Genomic DNA, 17,435 nt, shown 5'->3' with positions numbered 1-17,435 from the left:
AAAAAAAGAGATCGACTCATGAAGTACGAACCTTTGGCCAAATCGCTGATAGCGACCTCACTTGCACTCAGCTGTCTCATGGCTCACGCTGCCTCGGTGGCACCGGTCGCCGCCGAAAACGGCATGGTGGTCACCGCGCAACATCTGGCCACGCATGTGGGCGTCGATGTGTTGAAAAACGGCGGTAACGCCGTCGATGCGGCGGTCGCGGTGGGTTATGCGCTGGCGGTGGTTTATCCCGCAGCGGGCAACCTGGGTGGCGGCGGATTCATGACCATTCAACTGGCAGACGGGCGCAAGACCTTCCTCGACTTCCGTGAAAAAGCCCCGCTGGCCGCGACGGCCAACATGTACCTCGACAAGGACGGCAACGTCATACCGGACCTCAGCACCCGTGGCCATCTGGCGGTTGGCGTGCCGGGCACCGTGTCCGGCATGGAACTGGCGCTGAGCAAGTACGGCACCAAACAGCGCAAGGAGATGATCGCCCCGGCGATCAAATTGGCTGAAGACGGTTTCGAGTTGCAGCAGGGTGATGTCGAACTGCTCGAATACGCTACGGATGTGTTCAAAAAGGACATTCGTGATTCCGGTTCGATCTTCCTGAGTAATGGCGAGCCAATGCAGGTCGGGCAGAAACTGGTGCAGAAAGACCTGGCAAAAACCCTGCGCACCATCTCTGAAAAAGGCGCCGACGGTTTCTATAAAGGCTGGGTCGCCGACGCCATCGTCACCTCCAGTCAGGCCAACAAAGGCATCATCACCCAGGCCGACCTCGACAAATACAAAACCCGTGAACTGGCTCCGGTGGAATGCGATTACCGTGGCTACCACGTAGTTTCCGCACCACCGCCAAGCTCCGGCGGGGTGGTGATCTGTCAGATCATGAACATCCTTGAAGGCTATCCGATGAAGGATCTGGGCTTCCATTCGGCCCAGGGCATGCACTATCAGATCGAAGCGATGCGTCACGCTTATGTCGATCGCAACAGCTACCTCGGCGATCCGGATTTTGTGAAAAACCCGATCGAGCACCTGCTCGACAAGAACTACGCGACCAAGCTGCGTGATGCGATCCAGCCACAAAAGGCTGGCGTCTCGGCCGAGCTGAAACCCGGCGTCGCGCCCCACGAAGGCAGCAACACTACGCACTATTCGATCGTCGACAAGTGGGGCAATGCGGTCTCCGTCACCTACACCCTCAACGACTGGTTCGGCGCAGGCGTGATGGCGAGCAAGACCGGGGTGATCCTCAATGACGAAATGGACGACTTCACCTCCAAGGTCGGCGTACCGAACATGTACGGGCTGGTGCAAGGCGAAGCCAATGCCATTGCTCCAGGCAAGGCGCCGCTGTCGTCGATGAGCCCGACCATCGTCACCAAGGACGGCAAAGTGGTCATGGTGGTCGGCACACCGGGCGGTAGCCGCATCATCACCGCCACCTTGCTGACCATGCTCAATGTCATTGACTACGGGATGGGCTTGCAGGAAGCGGTCGATGCGCCACGCTTCCACCAACAGTGGATGCCGGAAGAAACCAACCTCGAAGACTTCGCCGCCAGCCCGGATACCCGGAAGATCCTCGAAAGCTGGGGCCACAAGTTCGCCGGTCCGCAGGACGCCAACCACATTGCCGCGATCCTGGTGGGCGCGCCGTCGCTGGGGGGTAAACCGGTCGGCAAAAACCGGTTCTACGGCGCCAACGATCCACGGCGCAATACCGGGTTGTCACTGGGTTACTGAGAGGCGTAAAAAAGGGGGCGGACGCCAGTCCGTCCCTGTCTCAAGGAATGATCAAGGAAGGCTCATCATGACCACCGCATTACTGATCATCGACGTCCAGCGCGCCCTGTGCTCGGGCGAATACCAGTGTCACGACATCCACCGTGTGATCGACACCATCAACGACCTCAGCACCCGCGCACGCAAGGCCGGGGTTCCGGTGGTGCTGATTCAGCATGAGGAAAAAGATAGCCCGCTGGCTCATGGTGCCGATGGCTGGCAACTGGCCGTAGGGTTGGAGACATCCCCGCAAGATCTGCGCGTAAGCAAAACTACCCCGGATTCGTTCTACCAGACCGACCTGCGCAAATTGCTGCCGACCGAAGATTTCGAGCGATTGGTAATCTGCGGTCTGCAAACCGATTACTGCGTCAACGCCACCGTGCGTCAGGCCCATCAGTTGGGGTACGACGTGGTGCTCGTCTCGGACGCGCATTCCACCCTCGACAACGGCAACATGAGTGCCGAAGACATCATCGCCGAACACAACAAGGATCTGGCACACCTGACCGGCTCGGTGGCGCGGATCGATGTCAAACCTGGCGCAGACATTGCGTTCTAACCCCGATTTCCTGTGGGAGTTGGCTTGCTCACGGAGGCGGAGTGCCAGTCACCGAGGATTTGACTGACCGAACGTCTTCGCGGGCAAGCCCGCGCCCACGGGGATCTGCGGTGGCTGAAACCTGTGTGTCCGGCGAGGATTTTTGTCAGCAGCACTGGCATACTGCCCGCCGTTTGAAGAATGGATTCTGTCGATGCCCGTTTTCACCCTCCGTCATGCCTTGGCGCTGACCACCCTCACGTTTGCCTGCGCCACCCACGCCAGCAGTTTCGATTGCGCCAGTGCTTCAAGCAAAACCGAAAAAGCCATTTGCGCCGATCCATATCTGTCGCAACTGGATGAGCAACTCGCCGAACGCTGGGGTTCTACTCTGGCCAAGGTGCCAGATCCCAAGGCGCTCAAGACTGATCAACGGCAGTGGCTGAAGAGCCGCAACGCCTGTGGCGCGCTGACTGCCTGTTTGCGCCGTGAGTATGTGATGCGTCTGGCCGAACTGGAGCATGCTGTTCAGCCGTTCAGTTGGGATGCGACCTGGCAACTCATTCCTTCTCGAACATCAACGGCAGCCACGCTGACCACGCATCGCCGCGATGCTGCGCACATTACGTTTGATATCGCGGCGGGAGAGGGCGCCAACTCCGGCGACCTCGACGGCACCGCTGAACTCAAGGACGGCGAAGCACATTACGTAGAAGGCGAGTGCGCGTTGAGTTTCACCCCCCTGAACGGCGTACTGAACATCTCGCAAGCCGGCTCCGATGCCGACTGCGGCGCCGGAATGGGCGTGTTTTACGCCGGCACTTACGTCGCCTCGGAGCAACCACTGACGCTCGATTACGACATGCTCAGCCTTGGTCTGGCGCGCAACCCTGAAGAAAATCAGATCCTGCACGCTTTGCTCAAGGATGATTATCAAAAGCTGGTGGAGTTCTCCGGCAATTTGCATATCGGTGATCCCTCAAGCGATATACCGGGCAGTCAGGTCGTGGAAATGTGGATGCGAGGCCTGGGCGGCACCGGCATCATGGTGAGCACAACCGACCAGCATTTTTGGGTCATCATGCTGACCTACGGAGCAAACGGTCAGGAGCGAATGCGCTATTACACCAACGCTGCGAAATGGAAAGGACGTCTGCCCGACGTTTTGCAAGCCTGGTACCAACGCACCAACGGCAATCGTGCGATTCCTTTGGACCACATGCCCTGACGCTGTGGCGAGGGGCTTTAGCGGAACGTCGCACCGCCCGATGGCTACGCAGCAGTCCGCAATCCCCTCACGTCGCAAACAAGACCCCACGTATTTCCCCAACCCGCGGCGTCACCACCACACCCTCCAGCACCATTCGCGTAATCGTCTGCGCCGCTGTTTGATAGTCCTCATCCAGCGGCACCTCGCGCTGCATGATCCGGCCCATCTGCCAGCCGATATTGGTATACGTGCGGGTCGCCGACCAAATGAACAGCATCAAATGTTCAGGATCCACCGGCGCCAGCAAGCCACGGTCGATCCAGCTGCGCAGGCACTCGACATTGCGCCGCGCTTCAGCGTGCAACAGATCGCGGCATTCATTCGGCAACTGCCGCCCCCCGAGCAACAACTCACCGCTGAACACCTTGGCAATCGCCGGGTGCTCGCGGGCGATACGAATCCGCGCAGCGACATAGGCACGCAAGCCAATCAGCGGATCGTCGCTTTCACGCAGCACCGCCGACGCCTCCAGCAGCGGCTCGACGAAACCCAACAGCACCTTGCCGTATAGGTTTTCCTTGGACTGGAAGTAGTAATACAGATTGGCCTTGGGCACCCCGGCACGGGCCGCGATGTCGCGGGTCTGGGTGGCGTCGAAGCCCTTGGCGGCGAATTCTTCACTGGCAGCGGCAAGGATTAACTGTTCGTTGCGGACTCGAATAGCGCTCATGGACACACGAAAGTAAAAGACGACATAAACAGATTCTGGCGATTTCGGTTTCGCAATATACAAAACTATATAGCGGTGAAGCCAGCACACTCGACAGACAGCGCTATGCTGGTTCGATCATTTATGCAGGCGAGGAGGGGATATGACTATTCGGGCATTGCGGGCGAACGCGACTCATCTGGATGCGGTGGCGCCGTTGTTCGACGCCTACCGGGGGTTCTATGAACAACCGTCAAACCTTGAGCAATCGCGCGCCTTTATCGCCGAGCGTATGGCGGGCAATGAATCAGTGATTTTTCTCGCTAAGGACGAGCGCGGTGAAGCGCTGGGATTCGTGCAGTTGTACCCGACGTTTTCGTCTATCGACGCCCACCGCACTTGGTTGCTCAGCGATCTGTTCACCGCGCCTTCCGCCCGTGGGCGTGGCGTCGGCAGGTTATTGATGAACACAGCCCGCGACTTTGCCCTGGAGACGGGCGCCAAGGGACTGGTGCTGGAAACGGCGATCGACAACTTCACCGCCCAGGGTTTGTACGAGTCGCTGGGGTATGTGCGAGACACCGGCTACTACACCTACCTGCTCGATTTGCGCCAAGGCTGAGTCGAAATTTTTGTCTTTTTCTCTTTCCCCCGACGCCGGCTCTCTCTAGAATCCGCCCGGCCTCCGCAATGGAGGCTCATTGCCATCATTTGGCGTTGTTCAAATAGGGACGGACATCATGCAATTCGGGAAAATCCTGGCGCTGGGCCTGGTAATGGCGCTCGGCGGTTGTGCCAGTTTCACTAAAGACGAAGTGGCGCCGGTGACAATGCCGTCGATGGCCAGTTACGCCAACAAGCCTAACGTCTATGTCGATTTCGACTTCTATCAGGGCGAGCCGAAAAGCGCCTCGGCCGTAGAAGTGCCGCAGGCACGTGACCAGCTCAAGCCCGAGCTACAAAAGATTCTGACGGATTCCGGTCTGTTCGGTCGTGTCACGCTGGATGAGTTCCAGAAGCAACCAGGCGACTACAGCCTGCGTCTGAAAATGTACAACCATCCGCCGAATGCCGGTTCGATGGTGCTGGGCTTCATCAGTGGTTTCAGCCTGGGGGTGATCCCGGCGTACGGCACCGATCAGTACACCATGAGCCTGGAAGCCGTGGACGGAACAGGTCAGGCCCTGACCACCGCCAGCAACCACGATGCGATCGGCACCTGGGTCGGTATCTGGTTCATTCCGCTGATGGGCAATACCCCGAAGGCGGCGGTCAACGACACGTTCGCCCGTCAGGTCAACGCGCTGCTCAAGCAAATGATCGACAACAAGAACCTGAAATACTCAGCGCTCGACTCCCGTATTCCACGGGCGTGACGCAAAAAAAAGAGCCGCAATCGCGGCTCTTTTTTTACCCTTATTTCAGGGCCTGGATGAACTGCGGATCGCTGTACAGATCTTTCAGCAAATCACGCAACATCGGGTTGTAAGCGTTGACCGCGTTCGGGATCGCAATGAAACCGAAGAAGCTGCTGCTCCACTGGCTGCTGACATCCTTGGTCGCGTCGTACACCACATCATTGCCATTGAGCAGGGTGAAACGTGCAGCAAGCTTGCCGCTACCTGTGCCCATGCCAGCGGTCATTTCATTCTTCACCACCAGCACTTTCAATTGTCGCTGGGCGTTAGGATCCAGCAAACCAGCCTTGCGCAGCTCTTCGGTGATTGCGTCCTGAATGTGCGCCGGGATGCTCCCGGACGGCGAGCGGATCGGGTTGGCGCGGACCATCAGCGAACCTTCACCGGTTTCGGCGGTGACTTGAGGATTGCTGATCGCGTGCAGCGGTGGGGTTTGCTTGAGCTTCTGGACGTTTTCGTAACTCGGCTCGTAGCGGGTCATGGTCATGCCACAGCCTTGCAGCAACAACGCCAGCATCGGGATCAACAACAGCGACTTCTTCACGGCAGTTCCTTGCGTGGGAATGTAGGGGGCGCGAATTATGGGCAGAGTGCCATCATCGAGCAACCGTGTTTACTCACTCGCAAGAAACATTTTCTCGCTGGGCAATATCAGCCTCGCTCAGCCAGCAAGTTTTCGATCTGCGCCAGTTCCCAGGTGCTGAGCAAACTCACCGGATCGGTGCCGTAACGCTGCCAGGTGTCGATCGCGCCTTCGTGGCCATTGTCGTCACGAGCGAATTCACAGTGATGCAACCGTTTACCTTCAAAATCCAGCAGCAAATGCCAGCCTTCGATCTCGACCGCGACAAGTCCGGCCTCGGCAGGCGCCGCGGACACCTGCAACGCAAGCACGCCAAGTGCGGCATCGCGCAGTCGTTGGCAAACCTCACGGGCGCTCAGAAACTCAGACATGTTTGAACTCGATGGATGCACAAGCGCGCCAGCATAAAGCGCATGTCGACGAGTGTCAGCGATCACTGGCCCCAACCCGGACAATTCCGTAACATCCGCCACCCTCTTTTTCGTGAACATCGCCGGCCGTGCTCAGCGGCCGCTCAATCAGGTAAGCCATGAAACCGATACGTCTGCGCGCCGATGTCCTGGCCGGACTCACCACCTCGTTTGCCCTGTTGCCCGAATGCATTGCGTTTGCGCTGGTGGCGCACCTCAATCCATTGATGGGCCTGTATGGCGCCTTCATCATTTGTACGCTGACCGCGTTGTTTGGCGGTCGGCCGGGCATGGTGTCCGGCGCGGCGGGTTCAATGGCGGTGGTGATCGTCGCACTGGTGGTGCAACACGGCGTGCAGTATCTGCTGGCAACCGTGCTGTTGGGCGGGCTGATCATGATGGCCTTCGGGCTGTTGCGGCTGGGCAAACTGGTGCGCATGGTGCCGCATCCGGTCATGCTCGGCTTCGTTAACGGCCTGGCGATTATCATTGCGCTGGCGCAACTGGAACATTTCAAAAGTGGTGAGCACTGGCTCAGCGGCACGCCGCTGTATCTGATGACCGGGCTGGTGCTGCTGACCATGGCCATCGTCTACATCCTGCCGCGTCTGACCCGTGCAGTGCCGCCGGCGCTGGTGGCCATTCTCGGTGTGGGCCTGCTGGTTTATCTGTTCGGATTGCCGACCCGCACCCTCGGCGACATGGCGCACATCGCCGGTGGCCTGCCGACTTTCGCACTGCCGGACATCCCGTGGAACCTGCAGACCCTGAGCATCATCGCCCCGTACGCGATCCTGATGGCGCTGGTCGGCCTGCTGGAAACCCTGTTGACGCTGAACCTCACCGACGAAATCACTGAAACCCGTGGCTACCCGGATCGCGAGTGTGTGGCGCTGGGCGCGGCGAACATGGTCTCGGGCGCATTCGGCGGCATGGGCGGCTGCGCGATGATCGGCCAGACCGTGATCAACCTCAGCTCCGGCGGGCGCGGGCGGTTGTCTGGCGTGGTGGCGGGCGTGCTGATTTTGTTGTTCATCCTGTTTCTGTCACCGTTGATCGAGCGCATTCCGCTGGCGGCGTTGGTGGGCGTGATGTTCGTGGTGTCGCAGCAGACTTTCGCCTGGGCCTCGTTGCGGGTGGTGAACAAGGTGCCGCTCAACGATGTGCTGGTGATCATCGCCGTGACCACCATCACCGTGTTCACCGATCTGGCCACGGCGGTGCTGTGCGGCATCATCATCGCTGCACTGAATTTCGCCTGGCAGCAGGCGCGCGAGTTGTACGCCGATGAACATCTGGAGGCCGACGGCAGCAAACTCTATCGCCTGCACGGCACGTTGTTCTTTGCCTCGACTACACCGTTCCTCAACCAGTTCGACCCGGCCAATGATCCCGCCAGGGTCACGCTCGATTGCCGGCATTTGAGCTTCGTCGATTACTCGGCGATCGCCGCGCTGAAAACCCTGCGCGAACGGTACGCCAAGGCCGGCAAGCATCTGCAGGTTTTTCATCTGTCGGAGCGCTGCAAGAAACTGCTTAAACGCGCCGGCGTCGATCACGACTGAAGCCCTTTTGCAGGAGCAACTCAATCCCTGTGGGAGCTGACTTGCCAGCGATGAGGTCGGATCAGTCGACATCGATATCGATTGACCCACCGCCATCGCTGGCAAGCCAGCTCCCACATTGGTTTTGTTTAGGCCCGGATTTCAGATCGTCGGGAAATCGATATCGGTCAGCGCTGTGTTGTTCAGGTAATTGGTCAGGGTCTGCACCGCCACCAGCGCAATCACTTCAATGATTTTGCTGTCGTCGATCCCGGCGGCGCGGGCGGCGGCGATGTGCTCGTCGCTCAAGTGGCCGCGAGTTTGCGTCAGTTGATAGGCGAGGGCGGCGTAGGCGTTGAGTTCGCCTTGACGCGCCGCGACGATGTCCTGCGCTGACAGCCCGGATTTACCGGCAAACAGGGTGTGCGCCGCCAGGCAATAATCGCAACCGTTGACCTGCGACGTGGCGAGGTACACCGCTTCTTTTTCCTTGGCACTCAGCGACGACTTGCCGAGGAGCGCCGAGGCTTGCACGTAGGTATCAAGGGCCACCGGGGCCTTGGCCAAAGTAGCGAACACGTTCGGCAGAAAACCGATTTTCTTCTTCACGCCTTCAAGTACCGGGCGAGTGGCGTCGGTGGCGGTGTCGAGGCTGATGGCGTTGATGCGGCTCATGATGACTCTCCGAAAGTCCGGTGCGAAGTGCGCCGGCGATGGAGTTGATGTTATTGAGCGCGGCTGGTGCTTTGGCGGCAAATCGTCGAGGATATGCGACAGATCGTCCAGAACTGCCCCGGGAGTCGCCATGGATCGCCTGTCTACACTGCTCAGTCATTTCGGCGTCAATGCCGGCACCTTCCACAGCGGCGAGTTCTGCGGTATCAGCGTGCACGGGGGCGAGCCGAGTGGGCATGTGCACCTGTTGCAGGCGGGTGAGCTGCTGCTCCAGCCCGGAAATGAACGCGAGATTAGCCTGACCGAGCCTTCGCTGATTTTCTTCCCCCGACCGTTAGCTCACCGAATGTCGGCCGACGAAGCCATGGACACGAAACTGGTGTGCGCGACGCTGACATTCGACGGCGGCTCCGGCAATGCCTTGGCGGCGGCGTTGCCGGATTATCTGGTGCTTAAACTGACCGACATTCCGCAGCTGGGCGATACGCTGGAATGGCTGTTCAAGGAAGCTTTCGAAGGTCATTGCGGGCGTATGGCGGTGATGGATCGTTTGTTCGAATTGCTGGTGATTCTGTTGTTGCGGCATCTCATCAGCAGCCGCGATCAACAACCGGGGATGATGGCCGGGCTGGCTGATCCGCGCTTGTCCCGGGCCTTGAACCTGATCCACGAGCAACCGGCGAAATCCTGGAGCGTGGCGGATCTGGCCAGCGCCGCCAACCTCTCGCGCGCCGGGTTTGCCGAGCAGTTCCGCCGCGTCGTCGGCCAGACGCCGGCCGATTACCTGCTGAGCTGGCGGGTCAGTCTGGCGCAGAAACGGCTGCGCGAAGGCAAGCCGATTGCGTTGATTGCCGATGAAGTCGGTTATGAAAGTCCCTCGGCGCTGGCCCGGGCCTTTCGGCGCAAAACCGGGCTCAGTCCTCGGGAGTGGAAGGCAGGACTTTGACGCTTATCTGGCAAATTTCTTCGCCCCGGCCACGCACAGAATCACGCCCAGCGTCACCGCGAGCATGCCGACGCTGACGTGTTCATGCAGCAGTGTCGCGGCCAGTGCCAAGCCGAAAAACGGTTGCAGCAACTGCAACTGCCCAACCGCCGCAATCCCGCCTTGCGCGAGTCCGCGATACCAGAACACAAAGCCGATCAGCATGCTGAACAGCGCCACGTAGGCCAGACACAACCATGCTTTCAGGCTGATGTTGGCGAACGAGGCGGGCGCCAGCCACAGACTCGATAGCGCCATCACCGGCAATGACAGCACCAGCGCCCAGCAGATCACCTGCCAGCCACCGAGGGTCCGCGACAGCTTCGCGCCTTCAGCGTAACCGAGGCCGCAGACCAGGATCGCCGCGAGCATCAACAAGTCTCCTGTGGGCGATGCGGTCAGACCCTGAGACAGGGCGAAACCGACCACCAAGGCACTGCCCAGCAGCGAGAAAAACCAGAACACCGGTCGCGGACGTTCACCGCCACGCAACACGCCGAAAATCGCCGTCGCCAACGGCAGCAGTCCGACAAAGACAATCGAATGTGCCGACGTCACGTGTTGCAGCGCCAGCGCCGTCAGCAACGGAAAACCCAGCACCACACCCAGTGCGACAATGAACAGCGACAGCCACTGATGCCTTGCCGGAGGTCGTTGCCGAAACAACCCAAGTAACCCCACCGCCAACAGCCCGGCAATCGCCGCGCGCAACACGGTGAGAAACACCGGTTCGAATTCCAGCACCGCCAGACGTGTGGCCGGCAGCGAGCCGCTGAAAATCACCACGCCAATGAATCCATTGATCCAGCCGCTGGTTTTTTCCAGGGCCGGGGTGTCCAGGTTTGCAGTCCGTTCCATACAAAGTCGCGCTCCAGGTGGGGTTGCTTTTCAGCGATCCTGGAGCCGAGAATCGGGACAATCAAATAATTGTCATGGATACATCCCACGATGCCGCGCTCGCGCTACAAGACTCTCGTTGACACGTTCGCGGCTGACATTCGCTCTGGGCGCCTGGTGCCCGGTACGCGATTGCCGACCCACCGGCAACTGGCCGTCAGCGAGGGGCTGGCGCTGGTCACGGCTTCGCGGGTCTACGCTGAACTGGAGGCGATGGGCCTGGTCAGCGGCGAAACCGGGCGCGGCACCTTCGTGCGGGAAACCTCACTGGGGCCGGGGCAGGGTATCGATCAGAAGGACGTGGCGGTGGGCATGATCGACCTCAACTTCAACTACCCGTCATTGCCGGGGCAAGCGGATCTGTTGCGCACGGCGTTGCGGCAATTGGCGTTATCCGGGGATCTGGAGTCGCTGCTGCGTTATCAGCCGCACGCCGGTCGCCAGCATGAACGAGCCTCGGCCGCGCGACATCTGCTGGCCCGTGGCGTAAACGTCGAGGCCGAGCAAGTGCTGATCGTCAACGGCGCCCAGCAAGGGCTGGCGGTGACGCTGATGGCGTTGCTCAAACCGGGTGATGTGATTGCGGCGGATGCGCTGACGTATTCCGGGTTCAAGGTCTTGGCCGAGGCACTGCATCTGGAGGTGGTGGCCATTGCGGTCAACGACCACGGGCCGGATCTGGCGGCGCTGGAAAAGCTTTGCCAAACCCGCCCGGTGCGCGCCGTGTACAGCATGCCGACGCTGCACAATCCGCTGGGTTGGGTGATGCCTTTAGAGCAGCGCGAGCAACTGGTAGCGATTGCCCGTCGGCATGATCTGACGATCATCGAAGACGCGGCCTACGCCTTTCTGGTGGAAAACCCACCGCGAACGCTGATCGACATGGCGCCGGAGCGAACGGTGTATGTCTCAGGTCTTTCCAAGAACATCGCCACCGGCCTGCGCGTCGGTTTCATCGCAGCGCCCGCACCCAGAGTACCGGCACTGGAGCGCATCATTCGCGCCACCACCTGGAACACGCCGGGCGTGATGACGGCGATTGCTTGCGGCTGGCTCGATGACGGCACCGTCACGCTGCTTGAAGAGCAGAAACGTCACGATGCCAAGGCTCGCCAGGCGTTGGCCACCGAGTTGTTGCAAGGGCTGACGTGCATCGGCCATCCGTTCTCGTATTTCCTGTGGCTACCGCTGCCGGAAGACGTGCGCGCCGATCAGATCGTCGTGGAACTGATGCACGAACAGATTTCAGTGACCACCGCCGAACCGTTTTCAGTGGCGCCGCACGTCCCGCATGCGATTCGTCTGGCACTCGGCTCGGTGGACATGGCGGTGTTGCGCCAGGCATTGATCACCGTCAGAAAGGTGATCGCCGCTTACCTGTAAAAAACAAACCTGTGGCAAGGCAGCAAGCTCTCTTGCCACAAAGTGTTAGCCTTTGCCCCAATTGCAATACATCGCTCTGGATCGCTAGATGAAAAACACCGCTTCACTGTCCCTCGCCTTGATCCTCACTGCTGGCCTGCTCAGCACCACCGCCCATGCAGCGGGCGATCCCGAAGCCGGCGCGAAAATCTTCCCGCGCCTGTGCGGCGGTTGCCATCAAGTCGGCGAATCCGCCCGCCCGGGATTCGGCCCGCAACTCAACGGCATCATCGGCCGGCCCGCCGGGACCTCGGCGAACTACGTATATTCCGATGCGATGAAAAATTCCGGCGTAACCTGGGATCGCGAAACATTGAAGGCCTACCTGAAAGATCCGAAAGGCGTGGTGCCCGGGACGCGGATGATTTTCTGGGGGCTGAGTGACGAAGAAAAACTCGAAAACCTGCTGGCATATCTCCAGACTTTCCCTTAAGTAACGATCCTGCGACAACTCCTACACGGGAATCGGGTTGATGGCCTGTTCAGCAAACCAACTCATGATCAATGCGCATTGGGGGTGCGAAACCGCGGAGGATTGTGGGCAAAGCGAGTAGATCCCCCCGGTCTTCAATGGCTGCCCAAACGGCACCACCAACACCCCGCGCTCGATCGACTCCGCCGCCAGCGTCATGTCCGTCACTGCCACGCCCAATCCCCGCGCCGCCGCATCCAGTGCCAGCTCATCGAGGTTGAACGGGATGTGCCGGTAATCCTCCAGCGGTTTTCCCTCATTCGCCGCCAGCCATTCGATCCAGGCTTGCCGGTCCGCCGAACGATGCAGCAAGGCGAAGTGCGACAATTCGTCGACCGAACGCGGGGCGTTTGCCAGGTGGGGTGAACACACCGGCACCAGCATTTCCTCGAACAGGATCAGGCACTCCGCATCACTCGACGGCTGCGGCAGATAAACAATGTACGCATCACTGTCATTGCCCGGCTCGACGATTTCGGTGGCGACCGTTTCGATCGCCAGCGACACCTGCGGATGACTCAGATAGAAGTCGCTGAGTTTGGGCAGCAGCCAGCGCACCGCCAGCGAGACGTGCATGCGGATGCGGAACGGACGCTTCTGCGGGGCGAGGCGTTCTTCGAGGGTTTTCAGTTGTTCAAGGATGCTGCGGGCGCTGGCCAGCACCTGTTCGCCCTCCGGAGTCAGGCGCAGGTTGCGACTGGTCCTGATGAACAGCGCGACGTTGAAGTGGCTTTCCAGTTGCTGGATCTGCCGGCTGACAGCGCTTTGGGTCAGACACAACGTCTGCGCAGCGCTGGTGAAGCTGCCGCAGCGGGCCACTTCGACCAGAGCTTGCATGGCTTGCAGTGAGGGTACGTGGCGAAGGTTATCCATGCGTTTTCAGAATGGCTCGATGATTTTATAGCGTTGGTCGGTCGTGCGTAGACCTAATAGATTCTAGCTCTGGCGGTGATCTTCTCAAGTTGCCCATGCGATTCACGCATGTCATCGAATCAGAAGCAAGCCGCAGAACGACAGTCGAACGAGGTGGTGCATGGAAAACGTATGTGGCTGGATCGCGCAGGCCGGCAGCTCGCCGGAACGCGGTCGCCTGAGTGGCGTGCAAAAAGCCGACTGGCTGGTGATCGGCGCCGGGATCACCGGACTCAGTGCCGCACACACCCTTGCTGAAATGCACCCTCAGGCGCGCATTGTGGTGGTTGATCGACAACGCGCAGCGCAAGGGGCTTCGGCGCGCAATTCAGGTTTTGTTGTGGCCCATGAGCATCCGGCGCACAGCGAGTTGATTGGCGCTAAGGGCTTTGCCGGGTTTGAAGTCGACACAATGATTTCCCGTGCCGCCAGCGAAGAGGTACGCCAGCGTATCGCTCGCCATGCCATCGACTGTAACTTTCGCGACAGCGGCTATTACTTCGCCGTCAGCGACCGGGCCAAGCTCGATCACGTCGACGCCAAACTGGCGACGCTACGCGCCCTCGGCGCCCGTGCCGAGTTTGTGCAAGGCACGGCCCTTGCGCAGAAACTCGGCACCCGCCATTACCAAGCTGCGATCTGGTGCGGCCAAGGCAACGCACTGCTGCAACCGGCCCAATACGTGAAAGGTTTGCTCAACGCATTGCCGGGCTCTATCACCGTTTACGAGAACACTGACATCACCGGTATCGAGCGCCTGAGCCAGGGACGGCTGAGAGCGAATGCGGCTGATGGCAGCATCGAAGCCAAACGGGTGCTGGTGTGCCTGAACGCGTTCATTCCTCGGGTTGGCATTGCCGATAGCGCCACGTTCCCGATGGAACTCAGCGCCAGCCTCACGCGCCCGCTCAGCGATCAGGAATTTCAGGCCATCGGCGCGGTGGAACCCTGGGGCGTGCTGTCGACCCGGCCACTCGGCGCCACGGTGCGGCTGACTCCGGACCGTCGGGTGATGATCCGCAATACCGCCGAATACCGTACGCGAGACCTGTCCAACAGCGAACTGACGATACGCAGCCAACACCATGTTCGCGGCCTGCAGCGGCGTTTTCCGTTCCTCGGCGAGCAAGACATTCAATACACCTGGACCGGCCATTTAAGCGCAAGCCGCAGCGGCCAGGCGTTTTTCGACCGGGTCGAGGAGGGCGTGTTTGCCGTGGCCGGCTGCAATGGTTCGGGCGTGGCGCGCGGGACTTTGTGGGGGCGGTTGCTGGCCGAACTGGCCTCGGGCGTTGATTCGCCGCTGCTGCAATCGGTGATGCAACGCGCCGAGCCCGGCTGGCTGCCACCTCGGCCATTCTTCGACATCGGTGCCATGCTTCGCATGCGCGTGGAGGCGGTCAGGGCCAGAACAGAGATCTGAAATTCCCGCAAATCGCACAAGAACAAAAGCCACTTAATACAGGTGATAGAACATGCGCATCCAGCCACTTACCCTGGCGATCGTACTCGCTGCCGGTTCAGCGACCGCTTACGCCGATGAAACGGTCAACATTTCCAACTGGAACAGTTACATCGCGCCAGACACCTTGGCCAACTTCACCCAGGCCAGCGGTATCAAGACCACTTACGACATTCATGACAGTAACGAAGTGCTGGAATCGAAGTTGATGACCGGCAATACCGGTTATGACGTCGTCAGCCCGTCGAACCACTTTCTGTCGCGGCTGATCAAGGCCGGGGCGATTCAGAAGCTGGACAAGTCGCAACTGCCGAACTGGAAAAACCTCGATCCGCTGTTGATGCAGAAACTTGAAGTCAACGACCCCGGCAACCAGTACGGCTATCCCTACATGTGGGGCACCGCCGGCATCGGTTACAACGTCGAGAAGATCAAGGCAATCTTCGGCAATACCGATGTCACGCGCTCGTGGAAGATGCTGTTCGACGAGGAGAACATCAAGAAGCTCAGCCAGTGCGGCGTGGCGTTCATTGATAACCCGACTCAGGTCTTGCCGATTACCCTCAACTATCTGGGCCTGCCGCCGCACAGCCACGAACCGGCGGATTACAAGAAAGCCGAGCAGGCCTTGTTGAAAATTCGCCCGTACATCCAATACTTTCACGCTTCGAAATACATCAGTGATCTGGCCAACGGCAACGTATGCGTGGTGATCGGTTTCAACGGCGATATCGTTCAGGCGGCGGCCAGTGCCAAGGAAGCGAAAAACGGTATCGATATCGCTTACTCGATCCCGGACGAAGGCACGACCTTGTGGTTCGACATGCTGGTCATGCCGAAAAGCGCGCCCCATGCAAAGAGCGGCTACGCCTACATGAACTACCTGCTTGAACCCAAGGTGATCGCCAACATCAGTAACAGCATTCACTACGCCAACCCGAATGCGGCGGCCAATGAGTTTCTGAAACCGGATGTGAAAGAGGATGCAGCGATTTATCCGCCGAAAAGCGTGATGGAAAAGTTGTTCACCGTAGAAGAGTTGCCGGCGACGATTGCACGACTGACCACGCGGTTGTGGACCAAACTCAAAACCAACACTTGATCCATACCGGTAACAACAGACGTGAAAAAGCCCGGCTGATCAGGCCGGGCTTTTTGTGTGAGCTGCGGTGCAACTATTGATTCATGCAACGCGGCGTTCGAGCAGACGATCAGAGCCACCTTCAGCAACGCGGCGTTCGAGCAGACGATCCGAACCACCTTCGGCAACACGGCGTTCGAGCAGACGATCCGAGCCACCTTCAGCAACGCGGCGTTCGAGCAGACGATCCGAACCACCTTCAGCAACGCGGCGTTCGAGCAGACGATCCGAGCCACCTTCGGCAACGCGGCGTTCGAGCAGACGATCCGAACCACCTTCGGCAACACGACTTTCAATCAACCGATCCGAACCGCCTTCAGCGATCATGGTGTGAGCCGGTGTTGCGGCAAAAGCGTTAACTGCGAAAACCGAGAAAGCGATGCTGACTAAGGTTTGGCGTTTCATGATCGTGTGCTCCAGGGGTGTTGTTGGTTGGTATGGAGGCGATCTTACGCCGCGGATTTTTTATGAGAACTTCATTGCCGTGATGGTGAACATCGACGCCGATGATGGTTACCAGACCCGCCGCCTATCCCTGTAGGCTTTGACCTTCACCCCGCAATCAAAGCCCCTCGACCGCTCGTACACACAACTCGCCAGTGGCGCGGACCAGCGCCAACTCATGCAACGCATCATGTGCCAGACCGTTACGAGCCTCAGCCAGCCACACCGAACAATTCGGATCACGGCGATAAGGCGCAAAGTCCGCGTACTGCTGCAACAACCGGTTTTGCAGCTCATCCAGACGCGGACGAATCTGCTTGCCCAGATCCGGGCGCGGCGTGTCCGGTGCCTTGCCGGCTGCTTGCCATTGCGCGAGCAAACCGTACTGCACCAGTTTATTGGCCTCCATTTGCGCCGCGATCAACTGCGCGACATCCTCCGGGTCGAGCTTGCGCTCAGTCGCCTGGGTGCGGGCGTTGGCGATGACTTGAGCCTCACGCGGGCTGTCCTGAATCGGCTTGCCACTGTCCCATTTGGTCAGCGCGACGAGATCGCCGATGTTCAGGCGTTCGTTCAATGTCATCAGTAGCGGCTTCAGGGATTGAGGTGGCGCGGGAAGCGTGGCGGCCTGGGCGCAAGTGGCGGACAGGGCGAGAAGGGTGCAGGTCAGCAGGTTTGGAAAGTAGGGCATGAGCCGAGCCTCGATGGCTGAATTCTGGGAGGGGGGTGTTTATCACAACCCGGAAACGGCACCGAGAATAAACAACCTGAAATGTTAATTGCACCTCGCATCGAACTCACCGAAGCTATCCTCCATCAGCCTCC

The 17,435-nt window shown here is 59.6% G+C and carries 19 protein-coding genes; 11 read left to right on the top strand and 8 right to left on the bottom strand.

Annotation, left to right across the window (positions count from 1 at the left end; genetic code table 11):
• The first annotated feature begins 18 nt into the window (after window positions 1-18).
• The 3 genes from ggt to ACIONG_RS10190 all read left to right on the top strand — a co-directional run bounded on the left by ggt (window position 19) and on the right by ACIONG_RS10190 (window position 3,554).
• Window positions 19-1,746 (top strand): gamma-glutamyltransferase, encoded by a 1,728-nt coding sequence (ggt, locus tag ACIONG_RS10200; RefSeq protein WP_103306760.1) that lies wholly within the window; start codon window positions 19-21, stop codon window positions 1,744-1,746.
• 67 nt (window positions 1,747-1,813) lie between these two features.
• Complete coding sequence (locus ACIONG_RS10195; protein ID WP_401298819.1) at window positions 1,814-2,347, top strand: cysteine hydrolase family protein; 534 nt, start codon at window positions 1,814-1,816, stop codon at window positions 2,345-2,347.
• Window positions 2,348-2,540: 193 nt separating this feature from the next.
• Window positions 2,541-3,554, top strand: a complete 1,014-nt coding sequence (locus ACIONG_RS10190; RefSeq protein ID WP_401298816.1) for a lysozyme inhibitor LprI family protein — start codon at window positions 2,541-2,543, stop codon at window positions 3,552-3,554.
• Between the two features lie 67 nt (window positions 3,555-3,621).
• Here ACIONG_RS10190 and ACIONG_RS10185 read toward each other — a convergent pair whose 3' ends face one another.
• On the bottom strand, window positions 3,622-4,266 hold the full coding sequence (locus tag ACIONG_RS10185) for a TetR/AcrR family transcriptional regulator (RefSeq protein ID WP_401298813.1): 645 nt from the start codon (window positions 4,264-4,266) through the stop codon (window positions 3,622-3,624).
• 142 nt (window positions 4,267-4,408) lie between these two features.
• Between ACIONG_RS10185 and ACIONG_RS10180 the strand changes: the two genes are divergently transcribed.
• On the top strand, window positions 4,409-4,867 hold the full coding sequence (locus ACIONG_RS10180; RefSeq protein ID WP_401298810.1) for a GNAT family N-acetyltransferase: 459 nt from the start codon (window positions 4,409-4,411) through the stop codon (window positions 4,865-4,867).
• Between the two features lie 118 nt (window positions 4,868-4,985).
• Entirely contained in the window at window positions 4,986-5,621 is a 636-nt protein-coding gene (locus ACIONG_RS10175; protein WP_103306755.1) for a hypothetical protein, read from the top strand.
• A gap of 40 nt (window positions 5,622-5,661) precedes the next feature.
• Here the strand turns inward: ACIONG_RS10175 and ACIONG_RS10170 are convergent, their stop codons facing one another.
• The gene (locus ACIONG_RS10170) at window positions 5,662-6,207 is read right to left on the bottom strand and encodes a hypothetical protein (protein WP_212809416.1); all 546 of its coding nucleotides are present in this window, start codon (window positions 6,205-6,207) and stop codon (window positions 5,662-5,664) included.
• 107 nt (window positions 6,208-6,314) lie between these two features.
• Window positions 6,315-6,617 carry a hypothetical protein gene (locus ACIONG_RS10165; RefSeq protein ID WP_401298806.1) on the bottom strand — a complete coding sequence of 101 codons (303 nt, stop codon included), beginning with the start codon at window positions 6,615-6,617 and terminating at the stop codon, window positions 6,315-6,317.
• Between the two features lie 158 nt (window positions 6,618-6,775).
• Between ACIONG_RS10165 and ACIONG_RS10160 the strand changes: the two genes are divergently transcribed.
• Window positions 6,776-8,221 (top strand): SulP family inorganic anion transporter, encoded by a 1,446-nt coding sequence (locus ACIONG_RS10160; protein WP_401298803.1) that lies wholly within the window; start codon window positions 6,776-6,778, stop codon window positions 8,219-8,221.
• Between the two features lie 141 nt (window positions 8,222-8,362).
• Here ACIONG_RS10160 and ACIONG_RS10155 read toward each other — a convergent pair whose 3' ends face one another.
• Window positions 8,363-8,875: a carboxymuconolactone decarboxylase family protein gene (locus tag ACIONG_RS10155; RefSeq protein ID WP_401298800.1), complete on the bottom strand. Its 513-nt coding sequence runs from the start codon at window positions 8,873-8,875 to the stop codon at window positions 8,363-8,365.
• Between the two features lie 130 nt (window positions 8,876-9,005).
• Here ACIONG_RS10155 and ACIONG_RS10150 point away from each other — a divergent pair, with 130 nt between their 5' ends.
• Window positions 9,006-9,821: an AraC family transcriptional regulator gene (locus ACIONG_RS10150; protein WP_103306750.1), complete on the top strand. Its 816-nt coding sequence runs from the start codon at window positions 9,006-9,008 to the stop codon at window positions 9,819-9,821.
• 3 nt (window positions 9,822-9,824) lie between these two features.
• Here the strand turns inward: ACIONG_RS10150 and ACIONG_RS10145 are convergent, their stop codons facing one another.
• Window positions 9,825-10,718 (bottom strand): DMT family transporter, encoded by an 894-nt coding sequence (locus tag ACIONG_RS10145; RefSeq protein ID WP_401298796.1) that lies wholly within the window; start codon window positions 10,716-10,718, stop codon window positions 9,825-9,827.
• Window positions 10,719-10,808: 90 nt separating this feature from the next.
• On the opposite strand from ACIONG_RS10145, the gene ACIONG_RS10140 reads away from it, so the two are divergent.
• On the top strand, window positions 10,809-12,140 hold the full coding sequence (locus tag ACIONG_RS10140; RefSeq protein WP_401298793.1) for a PLP-dependent aminotransferase family protein: 1,332 nt from the start codon (window positions 10,809-10,811) through the stop codon (window positions 12,138-12,140).
• Window positions 12,141-12,228: 88 nt separating this feature from the next.
• Window positions 12,229-12,612 (top strand): c-type cytochrome, encoded by a 384-nt coding sequence (locus tag ACIONG_RS10135; RefSeq protein ID WP_401298790.1) that lies wholly within the window; start codon window positions 12,229-12,231, stop codon window positions 12,610-12,612.
• A 21-nt stretch (window positions 12,613-12,633) separates the two neighbouring features.
• Here the strand turns inward: ACIONG_RS10135 and ACIONG_RS10130 are convergent, their stop codons facing one another.
• Entirely contained in the window at window positions 12,634-13,524 is an 891-nt protein-coding gene (locus ACIONG_RS10130) for a LysR substrate-binding domain-containing protein (protein WP_401298787.1), read from the bottom strand.
• 160 nt (window positions 13,525-13,684) lie between these two features.
• Between ACIONG_RS10130 and ACIONG_RS10125 the strand changes: the two genes are divergently transcribed.
• Window positions 13,685-14,986, top strand: a complete 1,302-nt coding sequence (locus tag ACIONG_RS10125) for an NAD(P)/FAD-dependent oxidoreductase (RefSeq protein ID WP_401298784.1) — start codon at window positions 13,685-13,687, stop codon at window positions 14,984-14,986.
• A 52-nt stretch (window positions 14,987-15,038) separates the two neighbouring features.
• Complete coding sequence (locus tag ACIONG_RS10120; protein ID WP_401298782.1) at window positions 15,039-16,127, top strand: polyamine ABC transporter substrate-binding protein; 1,089 nt, start codon at window positions 15,039-15,041, stop codon at window positions 16,125-16,127.
• Between the two features lie 81 nt (window positions 16,128-16,208).
• On the opposite strand, the gene ACIONG_RS10115 is transcribed toward ACIONG_RS10120, so the two are convergent.
• Both ACIONG_RS10115 and ACIONG_RS10110 read right to left on the bottom strand, forming a co-directional pair.
• Window positions 16,209-16,571: a hypothetical protein gene (locus tag ACIONG_RS10115; protein WP_401298779.1), complete on the bottom strand. Its 363-nt coding sequence runs from the start codon at window positions 16,569-16,571 to the stop codon at window positions 16,209-16,211.
• Between the two features lie 157 nt (window positions 16,572-16,728).
• Window positions 16,729-17,301: a chorismate mutase gene (locus ACIONG_RS10110; protein WP_401298776.1), complete on the bottom strand. Its 573-nt coding sequence runs from the start codon at window positions 17,299-17,301 to the stop codon at window positions 16,729-16,731.
• Window positions 17,302-17,435: the final 134 nt, after the last annotated feature.

Source organism: Pseudomonas sp. NPDC087817 (assembly GCF_044742875.1).
Taxonomy (GTDB): domain Bacteria; phylum Pseudomonadota; class Gammaproteobacteria; order Pseudomonadales; family Pseudomonadaceae; genus Aquipseudomonas.
Note: the sequence above shows the minus strand (reverse complement) of the source record. Positions and strands in the feature narration are given on the sequence as shown.

Bases quoted from the DNA above. Each gene is read 5' to 3' on its own strand.
- ggt (WP_103306760.1), top strand. From the start codon at position 19: ATGAAGTACGAACCTTTGGCCAAATCGCTGATAGCGACCTCACTTGCA.
- ACIONG_RS10195 (WP_401298819.1), top strand. From the start codon at position 1,814: ATGACCACCGCATTACTGATCATCGACGTCCAGCGCGCCCTGTGCTCG.
- ACIONG_RS10190 (WP_401298816.1), top strand. From the start codon at position 2,541: ATGCCCGTTTTCACCCTCCGTCATGCCTTGGCGCTGACCACCCTCACG.
- ACIONG_RS10185 (WP_401298813.1), bottom strand. From the start codon at position 4,266: ATGAGCGCTATTCGAGTCCGCAACGAACAGTTAATCCTTGCCGCTGCC.
- ACIONG_RS10180 (WP_401298810.1), top strand. From the start codon at position 4,409: ATGACTATTCGGGCATTGCGGGCGAACGCGACTCATCTGGATGCGGTG.
- ACIONG_RS10175 (WP_103306755.1), top strand. From the start codon at position 4,986: ATGCAATTCGGGAAAATCCTGGCGCTGGGCCTGGTAATGGCGCTCGGC.
- ACIONG_RS10165 (WP_401298806.1), bottom strand. From the start codon at position 6,617: ATGTCTGAGTTTCTGAGCGCCCGTGAGGTTTGCCAACGACTGCGCGAT.
- ACIONG_RS10160 (WP_401298803.1), top strand. From the start codon at position 6,776: ATGAAACCGATACGTCTGCGCGCCGATGTCCTGGCCGGACTCACCACC.
- ACIONG_RS10155 (WP_401298800.1), bottom strand. From the start codon at position 8,875: ATGAGCCGCATCAACGCCATCAGCCTCGACACCGCCACCGACGCCACT.
- ACIONG_RS10150 (WP_103306750.1), top strand. From the start codon at position 9,006: ATGGATCGCCTGTCTACACTGCTCAGTCATTTCGGCGTCAATGCCGGC.
- ACIONG_RS10145 (WP_401298796.1), bottom strand. From the start codon at position 10,718: ATGGAACGGACTGCAAACCTGGACACCCCGGCCCTGGAAAAAACCAGC.
- ACIONG_RS10140 (WP_401298793.1), top strand. From the start codon at position 10,809: ATGCCGCGCTCGCGCTACAAGACTCTCGTTGACACGTTCGCGGCTGAC.
- ACIONG_RS10135 (WP_401298790.1), top strand. From the start codon at position 12,229: ATGAAAAACACCGCTTCACTGTCCCTCGCCTTGATCCTCACTGCTGGC.
- ACIONG_RS10130 (WP_401298787.1), bottom strand. From the start codon at position 13,524: ATGGATAACCTTCGCCACGTACCCTCACTGCAAGCCATGCAAGCTCTG.
- ACIONG_RS10125 (WP_401298784.1), top strand. From the start codon at position 13,685: ATGGAAAACGTATGTGGCTGGATCGCGCAGGCCGGCAGCTCGCCGGAA.
- ACIONG_RS10120 (WP_401298782.1), top strand. From the start codon at position 15,039: ATGCGCATCCAGCCACTTACCCTGGCGATCGTACTCGCTGCCGGTTCA.
- ACIONG_RS10115 (WP_401298779.1), bottom strand. From the start codon at position 16,571: ATGAAACGCCAAACCTTAGTCAGCATCGCTTTCTCGGTTTTCGCAGTT.
- ACIONG_RS10110 (WP_401298776.1), bottom strand. From the start codon at position 17,301: ATGCCCTACTTTCCAAACCTGCTGACCTGCACCCTTCTCGCCCTGTCC.